General features: G+C 57.0%; 15 protein-coding genes. 10 read left to right on the top strand and 5 right to left on the bottom strand.

What is annotated here, in order from left to right:
* The first annotated feature begins 825 nt into the window (after positions 1–825).
* Together ACFPM8_RS07475 and ACFPM8_RS07470 are read left to right on the top strand one after the other, a co-directional pair.
* Complete coding sequence (locus tag ACFPM8_RS07475; protein ID WP_378996610.1) at positions 826–3942, top strand: glycosyl hydrolase family 18 protein; 3117 nt, start codon at positions 826–828, stop codon at positions 3940–3942.
* Positions 3943–4441: 499 nt separating this feature from the next.
* Complete coding sequence (locus ACFPM8_RS07470; protein WP_378996607.1) at positions 4442–4783, top strand: hypothetical protein; 342 nt, start codon at positions 4442–4444, stop codon at positions 4781–4783.
* 200 nt (positions 4784–4983) lie between these two features.
* On the opposite strand, the gene ACFPM8_RS07465 is transcribed toward ACFPM8_RS07470, so the two are convergent.
* The 4 genes from ACFPM8_RS07465 to ACFPM8_RS07450 all read right to left on the bottom strand — a co-directional run bounded on the left by ACFPM8_RS07465 (position 4984) and on the right by ACFPM8_RS07450 (position 8236).
* On the bottom strand, positions 4984–5673 hold the full coding sequence (locus ACFPM8_RS07465) for an amino acid ABC transporter permease (protein WP_378996632.1): 690 nt from the start codon (positions 5671–5673) through the stop codon (positions 4984–4986).
* Between the two features lie 2 nt (positions 5674–5675).
* Positions 5676–6425, bottom strand: coding sequence for an amino acid ABC transporter permease (locus tag ACFPM8_RS07460; RefSeq protein ID WP_378996604.1), 750 nt, complete (start codon positions 6423–6425; stop codon positions 5676–5678).
* Between the two features lie 119 nt (positions 6426–6544).
* Positions 6545–7360: an ABC transporter substrate-binding protein gene (locus tag ACFPM8_RS07455; protein WP_378996601.1), complete on the bottom strand. Its 816-nt coding sequence runs from the start codon at positions 7358–7360 to the stop codon at positions 6545–6547.
* Positions 7361–7450: 90 nt separating this feature from the next.
* Positions 7451–8236, bottom strand: a complete 786-nt coding sequence (locus ACFPM8_RS07450; protein ID WP_378996599.1) for a helix-turn-helix domain-containing protein — start codon at positions 8234–8236, stop codon at positions 7451–7453.
* Positions 8237–8388: 152 nt separating this feature from the next.
* Here ACFPM8_RS07450 and ACFPM8_RS07445 point away from each other — a divergent pair, with 152 nt between their 5' ends.
* Positions 8389–8757, top strand: a complete 369-nt coding sequence (locus ACFPM8_RS07445; RefSeq protein ID WP_378996597.1) for a nuclear transport factor 2 family protein — start codon at positions 8389–8391, stop codon at positions 8755–8757.
* 159 nt (positions 8758–8916) lie between these two features.
* Here the strand turns inward: ACFPM8_RS07445 and ACFPM8_RS07440 are convergent, their stop codons facing one another.
* A complete protein-coding gene (locus tag ACFPM8_RS07440) occupies positions 8917–10635 on the bottom strand; it encodes a CocE/NonD family hydrolase (RefSeq protein ID WP_378996594.1) in 1719 nt (572 codons plus the stop codon).
* A gap of 304 nt (positions 10636–10939) precedes the next feature.
* Between ACFPM8_RS07440 and ACFPM8_RS07435 the strand changes: the two genes are divergently transcribed.
* From ACFPM8_RS07435 to ACFPM8_RS07405, 7 genes are all read left to right on the top strand, one after another.
* Positions 10940–11698, top strand: a complete 759-nt coding sequence (locus ACFPM8_RS07435; protein ID WP_378996592.1) for an SDR family oxidoreductase — start codon at positions 10940–10942, stop codon at positions 11696–11698.
* Positions 11699–11831: 133 nt separating this feature from the next.
* Entirely contained in the window at positions 11832–14375 is a 2544-nt protein-coding gene (locus ACFPM8_RS07430) for a type VI secretion system Vgr family protein (protein ID WP_378996589.1), read from the top strand.
* Between the two features lie 50 nt (positions 14376–14425).
* A complete protein-coding gene (locus ACFPM8_RS07425; protein WP_378996586.1) occupies positions 14426–16633 on the top strand; it encodes a hypothetical protein in 2208 nt (735 codons plus the stop codon).
* Entirely contained in the window at positions 16633–17286 is a 654-nt protein-coding gene (locus ACFPM8_RS07420; RefSeq protein ID WP_378996584.1) for a hypothetical protein, read from the top strand. Before ACFPM8_RS07425 ends, ACFPM8_RS07420 begins: the two co-directional genes overlap by 1 nt.
* Positions 17283–17570 (top strand): hypothetical protein, encoded by a 288-nt coding sequence (locus ACFPM8_RS07415; protein WP_378996582.1) that lies wholly within the window; start codon positions 17283–17285, stop codon positions 17568–17570. The genes ACFPM8_RS07420 and ACFPM8_RS07415 overlap by 4 nt, the downstream gene beginning before the upstream one ends.
* 1 nt (position 17571) lies before the next feature.
* Positions 17572–18030 (top strand): hypothetical protein, encoded by a 459-nt coding sequence (locus ACFPM8_RS07410; RefSeq protein WP_378996579.1) that lies wholly within the window; start codon positions 17572–17574, stop codon positions 18028–18030.
* Positions 18031–18168: 138 nt separating this feature from the next.
* Positions 18169–18726 (top strand): hypothetical protein, encoded by a 558-nt coding sequence (locus ACFPM8_RS07405; protein WP_378996576.1) that lies wholly within the window; start codon positions 18169–18171, stop codon positions 18724–18726.
* Positions 18727–18741: the final 15 nt, after the last annotated feature.

Here is an 18741-nt window from a genome sequence, read left to right as displayed (position 1 = left end):
AGGCAAACTCGCTGCGCTCAGACAAGCCTTCCCACAATTCCCGACTGACAGCCGCCACATTTGGCAGCGTCCCAATGCGGAATTCAAATTCAACGGCAACGTCAAAAACAACCCCTCGGCGCTCCGTGGTCCGTTAATCGGGGACACAGTAATTCGGCACACTGCGGTGCCTCTTAAACTATGTCCCCGATTAACTACTACGTGCGTAGGGCGGATGAGCGTAGCGTTATCCGCCGCTGGATGCTCCGCCGGTGTTTGATGCGTCCGAAACGGCGGAAGGGTGTAGCAGGGGTTTCAGATGGCATGCCATCTGCCTGCGGAACGGTATCCGCTTGCAAGCGGATACGCGCCCTGCAAGGGCTGCGCTTTTCCGCCCTACATAACTGGAAAGCCCAACATTTTCACCGCTATCGCGTCAAACGTTGTGCTTTGCAGCCCAACCCCCGACTAGTATCCGCGGAGTAGCGACCGTGTTAAGTAACGACGAACGACGCATGCAACCGCCCATACTCCGTGCCCCGTTAAAAGGGGTCAGAGTAATTTTCGTCAAACGGCCGGCGAAAAAAAACTCTGACCCCATTTAACTACGTCATCGCAGCCTCCGACCCCGGTGAGCTACTTCTTGCCGCCGTCCGCCGTAAAAGCAACGTCAGGCGCATCGACAACAACCGATTCGCTTGCAATGCCAATCAACGCCCCCGGCGTTTTTTAGATTGTCTTGAGAAAGCTGGCAGCCCCTGCACAGTTTTGAAAGAATCTGTCCATTCTCGCAGTCCGGCGGTTCCGGCCGCTCGGGAATCCCTTTCAATCATTTCGATAAACATCATGCAATCGACTTCTAAAAATACCTTTACGTTGGTGCCGCTAAGCGCGACGCGCACGGTACTGGCCGCTGCGGTTTCGCTCTGCTGCGCTTCCTCCGCCTTCGCCGCGCCCGGCGCGCCGCAACTGTCTACTGATGAGATCACGTCCGTGCCGCACGGCTTCGTGCAAATCGACCTGCAGGCCGCCGGCAGCGCCAAGCCGTACAAGGACATCGTCAAACTGAACGACAAGGTCGAAGTGCCGCTGCCGTTCAACATCTGGAGCGGCGGCGCCGCGACCAAGGCCTATGCGGTGATCGACGGCGTGGTGGATGAAGCGTCCGTCATCACGCTGACCGCCGGCAACCAGAAGGGCACGGTCAAGACCAATGTCAAGAAAGCCGGCGTGCGCCAGATGCAGGTCCGCGCCTGCGATGCCAACGGCGAGTGCGCGACCAGCACCGCGCTGCCGGTCACCGTGTTCGACACCGTGCCCGAGCTGGCTAACGATCTGCCGAATAACGCCGACGCCAATTTCAAGAAATACGCAAACACTACCGGCTCGGTGGTCGGCACTTATTTCGCCACCTGGTCGGTCTACGGCCGCAAATTCAACGTCGATAACGTGCCGGTCGAAAACCTGACCCACATCCTGTACGGCTTCTTGCCGATTTGCGGCGGCAACGGCGTCAACGATTCGCTGAAAGATGCGGGCACGCCGTATCAAGCGCTGCAGAAAGCCTGCGAAGGCTTGCCGGATTTCAGTGTCGCGATCCATGATCCCTGGGCCGAAATCGGCATGACATTGCCAGGACAGGATGCCAAGTCGCCATTGAAGGGCGTGCTGGGCCAGATGATGGCGGCCAAGAAGCGCAACCCGAATCTGAAGATCCTGCCGTCGGTCGGCGGCTGGACATTGTCGGACCCGTTCTTCCATTTTGGCGATGCCGCCAAGCGCAAGGTGTTCGTCGATTCGATGGAACAGTTCCTGCGCACCTGGAAGTTTTTCGACGGCATCGACATTGACTGGGAATTCCCGGGCGGCGGCGGCGCCAACGGCAGGCTGGGCGACAAGAGCAAGGATGGCGCGACCTACGTGACCTTGATGAAAGAACTGCGGACCATGATGGATCGCGTCAGCAAGGATACCGGCAAGACCTATGAGCTGACCTCGGCCATCGGCGCCAGCAAGGACAAGATCGCCGTGGTCGATTACAAGAAGGCCACGCAGTACATGGACTACATCTTCGACATGACCTACGACTACTACGGTGCGTGGAGCATGACCGATCTGGGCCACCAGACCGCGCTGTACGGCACCAAATGGAAGCCGGGCGCGCACACCACCGATATCTCGATGCAGGCGCTGCTGGACCAGGGCGTCGATCCGAAGAAACTGGTGGTCGGGGTCGCCGCCTACGGTCGCGGCTGGAGCGGCGTATCGAATCTGAAAGATCCGAACAATCCGTTCACCGGCACCGCCAAGGGCGCCATCGCCGGCGGCTGGGAACCCGGCATTCTCGATTACAAGAAAATCGCCAAGGACATGGCTGGTCCGACCGGCAAGGGCATCAACGGCTACGAATACAGCTACGACGCCGCAGCTGAAGCACCGTCCCTGTTCAAGAAGAGCACCGGCGAGCTGATCACTTACGACGATGCCCGCTCCACCATCGCCAAGGGCAATTATGTCCGCGATCACAAACTGGGCGGTGTGTTCTCATGGGAAATCGATGCCGACAACGGCGACATTCTCAACGCGATGCATGACGGCCTCGGTCACGACCTGGGCAGCGGCGGGATGCTCAATAAACCGCCGGTCGCCAATGCCGGCGGCAATCAAACCATCACCGGCGGCCAGACCGTGCAGCTGGACGGCAGCCGTTCCAGCGATCCGGAAGGCAAGCAATTGACGTATCGCTGGGAGCAGACGGCAGGCGCGTCATTGCAACTGACCAACGGCGACCGCGCGGTAGCTTCGATCACGACGCCGGTGGTACAGCAGCCGACCGAATTCGGCTTCCGCCTGACCGTGAGCGATCCGCAAGGCTTGTCCAAAGCCGACAATGTGACTGTCACGGCCAAGCCGGCTGAGGCGGCGCTGCCGTTGAGCGGCAAGCTGACTATGCCAGCCACCGTCACGGCAGGTGGCAAGATCGATTTCAGTGTGGCTGTGGAAAATCCGAGCGGCAAACCGCTGACCTACAAATGGAGCCGTACCGCCTCGTTGTTTGGCGGCAGCGTCGGCAACAAGCCGGCCGGCAGCTATAGCGTCACCAGTGTCGATAAGGACAGCAAGGGCAGGGTCAGCGTCGAAGTCTCGGACGGCGCCGAGAAGTTCACGCTGGGGCAGGATGTGGTTGTCAAGGCCGCCGGTGCCGGATTGCCGCCTTCAGGCACATTGACGGTGCCTGCTACGGTTGAGGCCGGCGGCAAGCTCGCCGTCGCGGTCGACGCACGGTTCCCGAGCGGCAAACCGCTGAGCTACAAATGGAGCCGCCCTACGGCCTTGTTTACCGGCACCATCGGCAACAAGGCAGCCGGCAGCTATAACGTGGTCAACGTCGATAAGGATGGCAAAGGCACGATCACGGTCGAGATCACGGACGGCACCGACACGCTGACACTGAAGCAAGCGGTGACGGTCAAGTCCGCCAATGTCACGCAAAACCAGGCGCCGGTAGCGCTTCTGGCAGCGCCGGCCAGCGTCGACGCCAACACCGCGGTGCTGTTGTCGGCCGCCGAGTCGTCCGATCCTGACGGCGACGCGTTGAGCTATACCTGGACTATTCCAGCGGGCATCAATGCCACGCCGAACGGTGCCACAGCCAGCTTCAGCGCGCCCGAACTGACGGCCGATACGCCGTTCGTTTTCAGCGTGAAAGTCAGCGACGGCAAGCTGTCGTCGACCGCCAGCCACACCGTGCTGGTGAAAGCCAAGCCAGCGGATAATGGCGGCGGCTCGGACCATGCGGCATACCAGGCCGGCGCCAACTACCAGGCGGGCGATGTGGTCAGCAACGACGGCAAGCTATACGAGTGCAAGCCTTGGCCAGCTACCGGCTGGTGCAGTCAATCGCCGGCGCACTACGAGCCGGGCAAGGGCTCGCATTGGGCGGACGCATGGACCGCGAAGTAAGCGGGTTGTGACAAGGCCGGCGGCGTTCGCTGCCGGCGTATCAAGTGTTTTATGTTTTCTTCATGTTCCTTTTTGGGCTGCCTTTGGCAGCCCTTTTTTTGTTCTTGCGGGCACCGCGAAAAACCGTAGGACCGTAGGTTGGGCTGCAAAGCCCAACGTTTGGTAGCGATTAAAGAGATGTTGGGCTTTGCAGCCCAACCTACCCCTATGCGGTGCAAGTAGACATGCAGCGCGAATTGCCATCGCGTCCGATAGCGTTTATAGTCGCTTCCGTCCCCGCAGGATTGGGGGAACAGGTTTGACAGCCTGGTACGCAAAACGCGCACAGACCGCACCATGCGATTTGTGCGTTTGCCTCTGCACGTCCCCTATGGGCGGCGGTGGCAGGGAGCCTTCGGGCTGCCGGTTTTCCGTTTTGCACCGGTCTGTCAACCTTGCCATCTGCCGCCTACCCGTTTGACAGCGGGTTTGCGGCTTCACAGCAAATTCGGAGGTCGTAATGACTAAAACCAAGAAGCCTTACCCATCCCCACCCATCCCAGTTACAGCAGATCTTCAACCGTTCTCATGGTTGGATCCTGACCTGCGCAGCGACCAAGCGGCGCAATTCATCGCGCTCGCGCTCGACATGAGCCAGGGCATTCATAAATGTCTGTCGGCGCTGCATGCCAACACGCTGCTCCATGAGCACGGCGACCCCGATTCTCCGCCGCCGTTGAACGCGTTCGATACCGACGTGATGTTCCGCTGGGCGCTGGCTTCTTCCGGCACGATGGCGGAAAAGGCTCAAGCCTGCGTCGATTACCTGAACGAATTGCCAACCAGGCAGCGCAAAGCCTAGGACCGTAGGTTGGCCTGGAAAGCCCAGCGTTTGGTGGCGATGGAGATGAAAATGTTGGGCTTTGGAGCCCAACCTACTCCTATGCGGTGCATATAGCCGAGTAGGGCGGATGAGCGTAGCGTTATCCGCCGCTTGATGCGTCACCTGTGTTCGGTGCGTCTAACACGGTGAAACGGCGGATAACGCTGCGCTCATCCGCCCTACGTGGCAGGCGTCCGGTTGAAAGCCGCAGCCAGGCGGTCCGCCGCCAAGCCCAGACCTGAACACAGCGCAAAGTAGATCAAGCCGATGAACAGGAAGATCTCGGCCGGGTAAATCATCACCCGGCTGTTGACTTGCGCCGCCACGAACGACAATTCGCCGACGCCGACAATGTAGGCCAGCGAGCTGTCCTTGATCAGCGTTACCCACTGGTTGACGAACGACGGCAGCATCATTTGCAAGGCCTGCGGCAACACGATATGGCGCAATACCGCCAGACGCGGCATGCCGAGCGACAGCCCGGCATCCCATTGCCCCAGCCGGATGCCGTCAATCCCGGCCTGCACCGAGTGCGCCAGATAGGCGCCGCCGATCAGCGACAGCGCGCACATCACCGATAGCACGCCGGGCACGTTGATGTGGAACAGCACCGGCAACAGGAAGTAAGTCCAGAAAATCAGCATCAATACCGGGATCGCCCGAAAGAAGCCGAGGAATGCGGTCAGCAGCAGGTTCGGCCATCCGCGCGACAGCGCCAGCGCGATCCCCAGCACGCCGCCGAGCACTGCCGACGCCAGTGCCGATCCGGCGCTCAGCAAGACGGTCAGGGCGGCGCCGCCCAACGGCCCGTCCGGATACGCGCCCCACAGCAGATAGGGCAGGTTGTCGCTCAATACGCTCAGTTGCATGCTCATCGCCGCGCTCCGTTGCGGCCGCTTAGCCGCTGCCGTCGCTGCAGCAGTTGGCCGCACGATTCGAGCACGGCGATGGCGGCGATATACAGTATGGTGGCGACCCCGAAGGCTTGAAAGGTTTTGAAGGTTTGCGCCTCGACCTGGCGCGAGGTGTAGGACAGTTCGGCCAAGCCGATGGCCATTGTCAATGAGGTGTTCTTGATGATGTTCATGACCTGGCCTAGCAAGGGCGGCAGCGCAATCCGGGCGGCTTGCGGCAGGGTCACATAGCGCAATACCTGCAGCCGGGTCAGGCCGAGCGCGGCGCCGGCCAGTTGCTGCGAAGCCGGCACGCCGCGCATGCCGGCGCGGATTTCTTCGCTGATGTAGGCGGCGGAATACAAGCTCAGGCCGATGGCCGCACACAGCAATTCGAACGAGGGCCATGCTAGCGTCAACCATCCCGCCAGCGGCAGGTGATGCGCCGTATTCAACCACTCGGCCGCGCCTTCCGGCAGCAGATTGGGCGCGCCGAAATACCAAAAGAACAGTTGCACCAGCAACGGCGTATTGCGAAACAGCGCGACGTACGCAGCGGCTGCATGCTCCAGCGGCCGCCAGGCACTGGCACGCGCAGCCGCTACGCACAAGCCCAGCAGGGTGGCGCATGCCGTGACGACGGCGGATAGCAGTAGGGTCATCCACAGGCCGTCGAATAGCCAGACCAGGTATTTTGGCGCCAGCATGGTGGCGTGGAGTTCAGTCATTTCGTGTGATGCAGGACATGGTGCAGGGTTGGATGGTGCGCACAACACCAATAAAAAAAACACTGGCAGCCCTTAGCGGAGTGCCAGTGCAAGACAGAAGACCAATCTTTAGTGAGGCATCAATTCTGACTTAACTTGGTATCGCCGATTTTGAACAAGCGCGGCAATGGCGATTTGCTGTTCGGGCCGAACCATTTGTCGTAGATTTTTAGCGCGGTGCCGTTCTTCTCGAATTCGCGCAGCGTGTCGTTGATCGTATTGACCAGCCGGGTTTCGCCCTTGGGTACGCCGACGCCTTCATATTCTTCGGAAATCGCAAATGCCGGGATTTCGTATTTTTCCTTGTCCGGGATATTGGCCAGCAAGCCGATCAGCTTGGCGCCGTCCTGGGTGATCGCCTGCACGTTGCCGTTACGCAGCGCGGCAAAGGCGAACGGCGTGTCGTCGTACAGGATCACTTTGGCGGCCGGATATTTCTCGCGCAAGGTGGTTTCCATGGTGGTGCCCTTGTCGGTGCCGATGCGCAAATCCTTGATTTGGGCGGCGTTTTTCAGGACGCCTTTTTTAGCCAGGAACTGCTGGCCGGAGGCGAAGTAGGGGATGCTGAAGTCGATCACCTGCGCTCGCTCGGGGCTGATCGTGAAGTTGGCGAAGACCACATCGACTTTGCCGGAGGTCAGCAGCGGAATCCGGTTGGCCGGATTGGTCGCCACCAGTTCGACCTTGACTCCCAGTTTCTGCGCCACGGCGTTGGCGTAATCGACGTCCAGGCCGATGATTTTTTTCGATTTTTCATCGACGAAGCCGAACGGCGGATTGCCGTCGAAAGTGGCGACCCGCAATACGCCGGCCTTCTTGATGTCGTCCAGCTTGTCGGCGTTGGCCAGGCCGGACAGCAACGTCAGGCCGAGAAATAGCAATGCATGTTTTTTCATTTTTGTTCGTCCCTGGAAAAAGCTGATTTGTTGCAGGGCAGATTAACAAAACAAAATGTCGCAGTGAACTACCAAGATTGCATTTGAATATTACAAATTTTCCCGCAGCGCTGCGGCGGTTTCGGCATTGGCCGGGAAGAACGATTCAATCGCCAGCTCCGACAGCGTGACGTCGACCGGCGTGCCGAAAATCATCGTGGTGCTGAAGAAGGTCAGCACGCCTTTTTCTGTCCTCAGCTGGAACGGCACGGCAATGCCGGCATATTCCTGGTGGCTGGTGTCGGTCGATGGCGGCACCGGGTAAGCCGACAATTCTTCCATCAGTGCCGTCAGTACCGGATCGGCGCTGACGGCAATCTGCTGCCGCAAACGCTCCAGCAAATGAGTGCGCCATTGCGCCAGATTGACGATGCGTGACGCCAGGCCGTCCGGATGCAGGCTGAGCCGCAAAACATTGACCGGGGCTTGCAGCAGCGCCGGTGGAACTCCTGCCAACAGCGGCGCAACGGCGGCGTTGGAGGCCACCAAGGTCCAGTGGCGGTCGATCGCCAGCGCCGGATACGGTGCATGGCCCGCCAGCACCAGGTCGATTGCCTTGCGTGCCGCATCCAGCGCCGGATCGGCCAGCTGGCGCTCGGGAAAGAGCGGGGCGTAGCCGGCCGCGACCAATAGCACATTGCGTTCGCGCAGCGGTACTTCCAGCCGTTCCGCCAGCTGCAAGACCATGGCCCGGCTTGGCAGCGAGCGGCCGGTTTCCATGAAGCTGATATGGCGGGTGGAGATGTCGGTTTCGCAAGCCAGGTCGAGCTGGCTCAGGCGTCGGCGCTGACGCCATTCGCGCAGCAGATCGCCTACCGGTCGGGTTGAAGTCATCATGCGGCGGAGGATAGCGTAAGCGTCGCGCGGATCCCATTACCTGCGAGGTAATTGTTGTAGTGCGCGGCTTGAATAATCATGACGTCAGACCTCCGGCAAGTTGCATCCGGAAGTCCCAACCCTAGTCGTTTCAACACACCTTGGAGAAAAATATGTCTCATCTCATCAATCTGATCGATCGTTATATCGCCGTCTGGAACGAAACCGATGCCGGCCGTCGTGCTGAGTTGATCGCCGCCACCTGGGCCGATAACGCCAGCTATCTGGACCCGATGATGCAAGGCGACGGGCATGCCGGGATAGCCGCCATGGTGGCCGGGGTTCATCAACAATTTCCGGGTCACCGCTTTTATCGGACCAGCGATGTTGAAAGCCATCACGACCGCATTCGTTTCCGCTGGGAGCTGCGGCCGGAACAAGGGCCGGCGCTGGTGACCGGCACCGATTTCGGCACGCTGGCGGGCGACGAGCGGCTGCAAAGCATCACCGGTTTTTTCGACACAATGCCGGCGCAAGCATAAAAAACCTACTGCGCGGCCCAATCTCGGGTCTGTGATGCTCGCCGTACCGTTTGTACGGCTGTGCTTCTCGATCCGACCTTGGGCCGCTCGCTACGGTTTTTCGAGGCACCCTAGTGCATGCGACCCGCCAATCCGCACCAACGGATTGGCGGGTATTTTTTAAAGCGTCGGCAAAACCAACGTGGCTTGCTGATTCGGATTGAATTCAAAGCGCACGCCAAACCGTTCGCCGGGATGGACCGGCGATGCATACAGGCTGTCTGCGGTATCCATCACGACGCCGATGTGGTGGCCGGCCGGCACGTCATAGGCGATGGCCGACATTTCGATCGGGAAGTCGATGGTCTGACCCGGCGTGGCCCAATGCAGCGTCGATGCGCCATGCGTAATCAAGGTGCTGATGCCGATCGCATCGACGTCATACAGATAGGCCACCACTTGCGCCCGCGCTTGCGTTGGCGTGACTCTCAAATTCAATTTGGGGATGCCCCGGATTTTTTGCGTGGCGGCGAGGGCTGGCGCCTCGTAGCGCACGCCGGCGGCCAGGCTGACCGTCAGCAATGAATTGATGACCGGCAAATTGACTGTTTCGCCCAGCGTCGAGAGGATAGGAATCAGGCCGCTGGTGGCGGTGGTGTCGAACAGATTCTGGATCAGGTCGTAGCTGGTCGCGGTGTTGGGCGCGGTCGAGATGGTTCCCTTGTCGCCCTTGCCGCAGAAGCAGCCCCAATCGAAGCGGAGCCCGCCACGCGGCGCCAGGTAATAGGTCTGCTTGCTCAGTTCAGGCGCCGGCCAGTTGGAAAACGATTCGCGGCGATCGCTGAACTTGACCTGCATCGTCAGCTTGGGCTCTTTCTCGATGCCGTTGTTCTCGCCCTTCAGCCAGTGATTGAACCAGCGGTGAGCCTGGTCGTAGGGATAGTTATCCAGGCCCAGTAGAGCACCCGACAATTCGGCCGAGCCGTGTATGCCTGGGTTGAGCAGCATCTTTTTCGGCACCGTCAGAGCCGCAAACATCGCCAGCGACGAGTTCGGGGTGAACATGTCGTCTTGATAGTTTTTGCTGATGAATACCGGCGCGCCGCGCTTATTGATCGCCGCCACATAGCTGGCCGGCGAGCGGGCCTTGGCCCAGGCGCTGATCTCGGCGATTTTCGCTGCCGGGGTGTCGGGCGACAGCAGGGCCTGGATGTTTTGATTCACTTCGGGGGCCGGGCGGCCGGTGCTGGTGCCGAGCAGGCTGAGGATGGACGCCCAGGTCTTGTTGGGCGTGCCGGCGGGATAAAGCTGATCGACCAGGTTGGCCCAGCCGGACAGGGCGGCGGCGGTCTTGATGCGCGGATCTTGCGACAGCGCGATCAGCGACAGGCCGGCGCCGTAGGAGATGCCGCTGGTCGCGACGTTATTGATGTCGATAGGCGCATTGGCTTGCATCCAGTCAAGCGCCGACGACACATCGCGCACATCGGCCGGCGCGGCCACGTCGACCTGACCCTCGGACAGCCAGAAGCCGCGCGCCGTGTAACTCATGACCACGTAGCCGTCTTTCGCCAGCCGTTGTTGCTGGCCGATGTATTCGACGCGACCGGGGGCGGCCCAGCTGGCGATCATCAGGATGGCCGGGAATTTCTGATCGCTGCTGGTGCGCTTGGGCAGGAAAATATTGGCGGCCAGTTTGGTGCCGTCGAAACTGGTGACGGTCATGCTGGGGATCCAACAAGTGCCGTCGATCGGCGAGACGATGCCCGGCGATTGCATCGGCGTCGAATAGCTGGCCGCTTCCGCCGAGGTGGCGGTGCGGCAGAGTTCCGCGTGGGCGATGGAAGAGCTGAAAGCCAGGGATAGCACCAGCCCAGGCAAGGCAGACGAAATGCGCATGCGACGTTCTCCTTAGTAGGTTTTTTTATGAATACGGCTAAAGGCAAAGTTGATGCTGGATGAAAAATGACGCTTGATGCAGGGTGAAAAATGACGCACCGAAGGCGGAGATGGCGGAATTGAAGATGAAAGCGGGAAGCCATTTCCGCATTAAAACTGAACAGTCGTTCTTTTATTTATTCAGCATTAACCCATATTTTCCACGCGGCATCAACAAAAAAATTGAAGTGAGGCAATTAATTGTTAGCGGTCCCAATGGCGTAGGCGCCCTTAAAATAAGCAAAGTTCAAACAAGGAGATAAGCATGGCAACAGTTGAAAAAGTCGCACTGGTCACCGGCGCCGGATCCGGTATCGGCAAACAAGTCGCGCTGGCCTTGCTGCGCAACGGCTATGCGGTGGTGCTGGCCGGCCGGCGGCTTGCCGCGCTGGAGGAGTGCGTTGCGGCAGCGGGGGAATTTGCCGCGCAGGCGTGGCCGGTGGCGGCCGATGTCAGCGATCCGGTTTCGGTCCAGGCCCTGTTCGACAATATTAGGCAGCGCTACGGGCGGCTTGACCTGCTATTCAATAACGCGGGTATTTTCACCAAATCGGCCTCGCTGGAAGAGGTCGACTATGCGCAATGGAAGGCCTCGCTGGACGTCAACCTGACCGGCGCCTTCCTGTGCACGCAGCAGGCGTTCCGGATCATGAAGGCGCAACAGCCGGGCGGCGGCCGCATCATCAACAACGGCTCGATTGCCGCCCATGTGCCGCGGCCGAATTCGGTGGCGTACACGGCCACCAAACACGCGATCACCGGGCTGACCAAATCGACTTCGCTGGACGGCCGCAAATACCGTATCGCCTGCGGTCAGATCGACATCGGCAACGCCGCCACCGAGATGACCGAGCGGATGCAGCAGGGCATCCTGCAAGCCAACGGCGAGATCGCCGTCGAGCCGACCATGGCGGTCGAACACGTCGCCAATGCGGTGCTGTATATGGCGGGGTTGCCGCTGGATGCGAACGTGCAATTCATGACGGTGATGGCGACCAATATGCCGTTTATTGGACGGGGATAATGGCCGAGCAGAGTTTGACGGCCTGCACGTAACGCTTAAATTCCGCTTAAATTCAAATTAAGGTTTGTCTTATATATTTACTAATTGAAGACTCTTACAATTCAAGCCCCAACTTGTCTTGCAGGAGATCTTCATGTTCCATGCCCGCACCTTGACCGTTCGCAGCCCGGCCATCGCCGACATCCTGGGGCAGCCGGCGCTGGTGGCGGTCAAGTTGTCCGGCAGCGAAGGACTCAACCAGTTGTTCGCGTACCAGCTTGTGTTGAAGACGCCGACCGAGCTGAATCACCTGGTATATAAAACCGCCAGTTTCGAGCGCGATGATTTTCTTGGTCAAGAGCTGACCTGCACGATAGAACTGGAGCCGCGCGGCCTGACCGTGCTCGGCGCCATCGGCGCACCCCGCAATACCGATCCCGATACCGGCACTCGCGAGATCTCCGGCCTGATCGCCGACATGCAACTGCTGCGAGCAGAGGACCGCCATGTGTTTTACCAAATCACGCTGCGGCCCTGGCTGCACCTGGCGACGCTGACCTCGGACTGCCGGATCTTCCAGGATCAAACCGTGCTCGAGATCGTCGACAGCGTGCTGGCGGCTTATCCGTTTACGGTCGACAAGCGGCTGATCGATCGTTACCCGAAGCGCGACTACCAGACCCAATACAACGAAAGCGACTTCCACTTCTTTTGCCGTCTGTGCGAAGAATGGGGCATCAACTGGTTCTTCGAACATCGCGACGGCCGGCACCGGATGGTCCTGATCGACAATATGGGCGGCCACCAACCGTTCACCGGCGCGGCCTATCGCACGCTGGCTTTCCATCCGCCCGGCCACAAGACCGACGCCGAATTCATAGACCGCTTCGAACTGCACAATCGTCTGACCTCCGGCCGCTATCGCACCAGCGACTACGACTACACGCGGCCGCAGGCCCAGCTCGAGCGTCGCCGCAGCGATCCGCGCCCGACTGCGCACAACGCGCAGGAAATCTATCGCTGGCACGCCGATGCCCACTACAGCCAACCGCAAGCCGGACCAGCCCAAGCCAGCAACGACCCGCGGGCCGAAGGCGATTTCCTCAGCCGCATCCGGATGCAGGCGCTGCGCAGTCCGGGCCACCGGGCGCACGGCGGCGGCCGGCTGCGCGGCATGGTGCCGGGCTGTACGTTCAAGCTCAACGGCCATCCGAATGCCACTGCCAATAGCGACTACCTGATCCTGTCGACCCGTTTCGAAATCGAAGAAGTGGCGCAGGCGAGCCAAGGCGGGGATAGTCCGGGCCAGCACTACCGGGTTGAAGTCGATTTCGAGGCGCACCCCTGCGATGAACAATTCGTGCCGGCCTGCGTCACGCCGAAGCCGCTGACGCATGGCCCGCAAATCGCGACCGTGGTCGGCCCGCCCGGCGAGAATCTGTGGACCGACGCGCTGGGCCGGATCAAGGTGCAGTTCCCGTGGGACCGGCTGGGCGTGCGCAATCAGCACAGCAGTTGCTGGCTGCGAGTGGCGGCGCCGTGGGCCGGCGCCCAGCTTGGCGCCATGTTCATCCCTAGAATCGGCCAGGAAGTCCTGGTCGACTTCATCGGCGGCAATCCGTCGCTGCCGATCTGCAGCGGCAGGCTCTACCACCAATGGAACTCGCCGCCGTGGCAATTGCCCGCGCAGCAGGCGTTGAGCGGCTTGCGTTCGCGTGAGCTGACCAAAGAAGGCGGCAATGCCGGGTCCGGCCGCAGCAATCACCTGGTCCTAGACGACACCGAACGACAGATCCAGGTGCAGCTCGGTAGCGCGCATCAGCACAGCCAATTGAATCTGGGCCACATCACCCGCATCGCGGGCAATACTGGCCGTACCGACTTCCGGGGCGAGGGGCTGGAAGCCAGGACCGACGGCGCTGCAGCGATCCGCGGCGGCCAGGGCTTGCTGCTCAGCAGCGATGGCCGGCCCGAGGCGCACAGCCACATGATGGACTTGGCCGAGCCGTTGCAACGCTTGCGCCAGGCGCATAAGCAGCACCAGGAACTGGCTGCGCTGGCGCAGCAGCATCGGGCGCAGGAGACCGGCGCAAACGCGGTCGGCGACGCGATCCAGGCCCAGAACGATGCGCTCAAGGGACTCGCCGGCAGCGCCAAAGACGGCAAGGTGCCGCAACTCGGGGAGCCGCATGTGATCGTCGCCAGTGCGGCAGGCATCGCCGCCAGCGCAGCGCAGGCGATCCACATAGCCAGCGGCAGCGATACCGCCGTGAGCAGCGGCCGGCATGTCTCGTTCAGCGCGCTTGGCGCTCTGTTTGCCAGCGCCGGCCGCGGCTTGCGCTGGTTTGCCCATGCACTCGGCATTAAATTGGTGGCGGCCGCGGGCATAGTCGAAATCAAGGCCTTGAGCGATGCGCTGCACCTGTTCGGCAAACTAGATGTCGAGATCGCCAGCAGCGACGGCTGGATCGTGTTGAAGGCCAAGCGCGGCATTCGGCTGCACGGCAACCATAGCGAGCTGGTGATAGGCGGCGAGCAGGACGGACTGGTCGGCCGCACGCCGGGGGTGTTTCATGTGTTTTCGGCCGACCCGCAGATGCCGGGGCCGCAAAGTGCGCCGTTGGAAATAGCCAGTTTGGCGCGCGGTGATGCGCTCCGCGGCAACGACAGTTGCGGCCAGCGCTGCCGATCGCTATAGCGCGCCACCGCCAAATGACTTCACTTATTCACGCAACCAGGAGCTCCATCTTGCTAATCAGCCCGCCATTCCTGCCGTCAGGCACCACGACAGAAGAAGACTTTCTAAACGCCGCGATGCCGCCGCCGATCTCTGCCGCCAGCGGCACCGGCGGCGCGCCGGAAGGCAGTTTCCCAGTCAGTGGCGGCTTTGAATGGCATAACGGCCTGCACCTGGAAGCGCCGATCCTGGCGCATGGTTACGGCTGTTTGCCGGTCCGCGCGATCGCCGACGGCGTGGTGGTCTACGCCAAGCCGTCACCGCTCGAATGCACCGATCAAGGCGACGGTCGGACCTACGACGGATTCAGCGCCGACGCCACCTCTGTCACCTGGACCGACATCGGCATGCTGGTGCTGGCCCACACCACCGAAATCGGCGCCAGCGGCGATACCCCGACCACGGTCACCTTCTATTCGGCCTATATGCATCTGTCGCAACTGGCGCCCGGCATCGTGCCCGGCAAAAAAGTGGCGCGCAAGGAAGTCATCGGCCAAGGCGGTCAAATCTACGGCCATCGACGCCAGATCCACTTTGAAATCTGCTGCGACGACGCCAACCTGCAAAAACTGATAGGCCGCAAAATCGTCAACGACTACAGCACCCCAGGCTTTCCTGGTCCCTGGAGAGCGGTGGATCAAGTGCCGCCGGAGGATGGTCGCAGCGACAGCGTGTTCGGCCAGATCCACATCTATCTGCCGCCCGAAACCCCGGTCAGATCCAACCCGCCGATCAGTCACCGGCGTAGCGGCGACGGCAAACGCCTGGAGCAAGAGTTGTGGCTCAGCATCGCCTACCAGCAAGGCCGCAGCATCCTGACCACCCGCGACAAATACGGTCAGGTGATCGCCAGCCGCGAAGAAAAAGAACCGGAGCAGTTCGAGTACAACCTATATAAAACCGCCAGCGAGCGCCACGCCAGCTTAACGGACGCAAGCGATTCCAGTCCTAGCGGCTGGTACGAACTGCTGCGCTTCGGCCGCAATCTGGGCCGCGATCCGCTGCCGGCCGATGCCGCACACTGGCGCAAGATCGCAACTGCCGACGGCGAACTCTGGGCCGACCTGAATGGGCCCGGCACTCGCAAATTCAGCGACGCCGATTGCCTGCCGGTGATGGGCTGGAATTGCTACGACGACGATCCGAGTCCGGACGACCAGCGCTGCGATTCGCGGCGAATGAAATTGCTGGTGCGCGACCCGGCCGACCCGGAAAGCCTGCTCGACCGTGTCAAACTGGCCGCGCGGCTGGGCAAGCCGGAAGTGCGGGCCAAGCTGCGGCGCACGATTTGCAAGGCGCCGTGCGAATGGGATAGAGCGACGATCGTCAAGCGTTACGGCTGGGTGCGGGAACAGATGGATAAGCCGAATGATTGGGCCCGCTTCGAGCGCCATTTGCTGGCGACCTCGTTTGACGATTTGCCGCAGGAATATCTGGATGCGCAATGGCATTTTCATCCGCATGAGTTCATTGCGCATTTCAGGCAGTGCAGGTGGTTGAGTGAGGATGAAGTGGTGCGAATAACACGAAAAAGTATCCTGGATAAAAATGGCCAAGAATACGAAAAAGTGTCGGCAGCGGAAATGAAAAACCGCCTACGCTTTGCATCAGACAAACGTCCAGCGAATCTTCATATGGCATTGCAAATAGTGATGCGTAAATATGGCGTTACCCAGCCACATCGAATAGCACACCTTTTCGGACAATTGGCAGCTGAAACCGGGCGTCTGGAATTTATGATGGAACTTGGGAAAGACTCATATTTTGATAAGTATGAACCTGATACTGAGCAAGGTAAAAAATTGGGTAATACTCAGATAGGAGATGGCAAACGTTTTAAAGGACGTGGAATTATTCAAATCACAGGGAGATGGAATTACACTGCCTACAGTAAATTTAAAGGAATATCATTTTTGGACAATGATACTGCTGCATTGTTGTCAAGCATCGCACATTTGACATGTGATGCCAGCGGATTTTTCTGGGTTGGGAAACAGCGGTACTTGATAGATAAGGATAAAAAATTAATTCCAAATGGAAAGCAAGGAATCAATTATTGGGCAGATCAAGGTGTAGACAAAACGGCAGCTCTGCAAGTGACTAAATGTATTAATACAGGAGGAATTCATTTTGAAGAAATTCGCTGGCCTTGCTTTGAGCATGCTTGGTATGTGCTCAATGATATGGAGGTAATGCCAATGAATTTCAAAATCATTTAATGAGTTTAAATAAAATGTATAAATTTTTTAAAACACTTGTACTTGGAATATTGTTTTTAAATAACGCCTTTGCAGTGAATTTCCCATCAAATCAAGAGCAATCGAAGAATTGTCCAATTTCATTTGAATACCCGGATTCATTGGAGGTTTATGTTGCCCCGTCTGAATCTTTTAATTCGGAAAATATTTTTTGCAGATTGGTTTTTTTATATAAGAATAAAATTAAATCAAATTTACCAGAAAAAACGAGCGGCGATGGAGTTTTGGAAATATCGGACGTAGTGATAGATGTGTTAAAGGAGCCTCCGGAAAATAGGTTCAAAGAATACTCCTTTGAGAAAAAACATGATGGTCGTGTGATTTATATTGGACAGATAAATGCCAATAAAGAAAAATCAACTCATATAAATGAATTCGTCTCGCCTGTTCAGATTGTGAAGATGAAAAGCGGTGCGAATTTGTATATAGGAGAAGCCATTGTTTTTGAAACAGATGGAAGGGGAAAAATCAAAAAATCAAAAAGAACAGATCTTTTAATTGGCAATGAAGAGAAATCTGTAGGATTGATCTTTTGGGAAAGCACAAGAGATCAAAATTCATTGGGGAAATCTAAAATTTGGGTGGCAATATTTAAATCCATCAAAATGCATTGAATATTGGGCTTGGCTTATTTAATTATGATCATACTTGGTTTAAAAATGGAAAAATTGGCCCGATGATTAATAACCCAGAAATTGCCGGAAATGATATTTATTCTTGCGTTGATACCGTTGGATTTTTTTGTGCGCGCTACAACATCGCAAAAGCGGCAGATAAAGGGATCGACATTTTTTCATCGCATGATGTCACTGTGATTATAAATAAACATACTCATCGAGAAAGTTATCAGCAACGTTACAACGAAACCGCTAAGGCATGGAGCATAATAGGAGAATAATATGAGATTTTTATTTATTTTGTTGATATTGTTTGTTGCATCAGATTCCTACGCTGAAAACATATGTGGCTTTGTACATATATCAAAAGAAAGTAATGATGGTATTATTATTAATTTTAAAGGAATGCATCGAATTAAAGTAAATCATAATGTCAATGGATGGGCGGTTAGTAAATCGGGGAAATGGTTTGTTGTTTATGGATTGCCAATTCATATTGAACGTCAATTTCCGCAAACCACCTATCTATCGGTTTATAAAAATATCAAAGAACCAAAAATAATGAAAACTCAAAGCTTTGGGGGAGGAATATTTGAAGTTAAATTTGATAATAAAGAGAAGAATATTTTTGTCAGTGAGCAACGAGGGATTTATAAAATGAATACAAATACATTGAAGATAAAAAATATTGGAATCAATGTTGACCTTGAATCGGAGATTTATAGCGGTGCTTGCAATTGATGTGAAAATATTAAAGCAGAATAAAGTATGGTGCTAGCCCTATTATTCGATAGTGAAGTGAACTAATGTTGTGGGAACTGTATGGCGCAACCGTATTTGTCGTGCGGAAATCACATACAAGATTTTAAGCGATGAAGAATGAAAAGAATAATATTTTGGGTAATATTAAAATGTCTTTTTGCTCCTATTCAATCAAAGGCTGCCTCCGGATTTATTACCTACTCGGGAATGTTTTATTCTTCAATTAGCGAAGAGGTCATAAGAGCAGATAACCCAAACGTGTACAGCGTTAATTTGGTCAAAAGAAAGCCGGAATTTGGAAATTCCGAAGATTTTGGAACTGTTTGTCTGGCTGATATTGAGATTTGTTCAAGAATAGAAGAAAACTCAACCCTTTATCGAAAAGATGAAAATGGGAATTTCATTATTCATTCAGTCGCCGATAAAATTATTCCACTAAATATAAGTAATTGGAATGGGTATGAGTCGTTCCCCTTATGCGGAATCAGTGAAGGCACTCACTCTAACAATTACGGCGGACAGTGCTACGTATCTGTTTTGTCAAACGGTTCTAGAACTATTGCATTGCAGTTCTTTGTTGGAAAAAATAAGGGCTGTCGAGATATGAAGAAATGCTTCGCGGATCGAATGAAAACAATCCGCGCTGTTGTTAATTCTTCGCTGGGATCTCAATAAGCGTAAATTTCAGTA

This window comes from Paraherbaspirillum soli, from assembly GCF_042654985.1.
Taxonomy (GTDB): Bacteria; Pseudomonadota; Gammaproteobacteria; order Burkholderiales; family Burkholderiaceae_D; genus Paraherbaspirillum; species Paraherbaspirillum soli.
This window is presented reverse-complemented; position numbering and strand designations above follow the sequence as displayed.

Excerpts from the sequence above, each read along its gene's own strand:
- ACFPM8_RS07460 (WP_378996604.1), bottom strand. The coding sequence starts at position 6,425 with ATGACTGAACTCCACGCCACCATGCTGGCGCCAAAATACCTGGTCTGG.
- ACFPM8_RS07465 (WP_378996632.1), bottom strand. The coding sequence starts at position 5,673 with ATGCAACTGAGCGTATTGAGCGACAACCTGCCCTATCTGCTGTGGGGC.
- ACFPM8_RS07435 (WP_378996592.1), top strand. The coding sequence starts at position 10,940 with ATGGCAACAGTTGAAAAAGTCGCACTGGTCACCGGCGCCGGATCCGGT.
- ACFPM8_RS07455 (WP_378996601.1), bottom strand. The coding sequence starts at position 7,360 with ATGAAAAAACATGCATTGCTATTTCTCGGCCTGACGTTGCTGTCCGGC.
- ACFPM8_RS07475 (WP_378996610.1), top strand. The coding sequence starts at position 826 with ATGCAATCGACTTCTAAAAATACCTTTACGTTGGTGCCGCTAAGCGCG.
- ACFPM8_RS07445 (WP_378996597.1), top strand. The coding sequence starts at position 8,389 with ATGTCTCATCTCATCAATCTGATCGATCGTTATATCGCCGTCTGGAAC.
- ACFPM8_RS07405 (WP_378996576.1), top strand. The coding sequence starts at position 18,169 with ATGAAAAGAATAATATTTTGGGTAATATTAAAATGTCTTTTTGCTCCT.
- ACFPM8_RS07450 (WP_378996599.1), bottom strand. The coding sequence starts at position 8,236 with ATGATGACTTCAACCCGACCGGTAGGCGATCTGCTGCGCGAATGGCGT.
- ACFPM8_RS07440 (WP_378996594.1), bottom strand. The coding sequence starts at position 10,635 with ATGCGCATTTCGTCTGCCTTGCCTGGGCTGGTGCTATCCCTGGCTTTC.
- ACFPM8_RS07410 (WP_378996579.1), top strand. The coding sequence starts at position 17,572 with ATGAGATTTTTATTTATTTTGTTGATATTGTTTGTTGCATCAGATTCC.
- ACFPM8_RS07470 (WP_378996607.1), top strand. The coding sequence starts at position 4,442 with ATGACTAAAACCAAGAAGCCTTACCCATCCCCACCCATCCCAGTTACA.
- ACFPM8_RS07420 (WP_378996584.1), top strand. The coding sequence starts at position 16,633 with ATGAGTTTAAATAAAATGTATAAATTTTTTAAAACACTTGTACTTGGA.
- ACFPM8_RS07430 (WP_378996589.1), top strand. The coding sequence starts at position 11,832 with ATGTTCCATGCCCGCACCTTGACCGTTCGCAGCCCGGCCATCGCCGAC.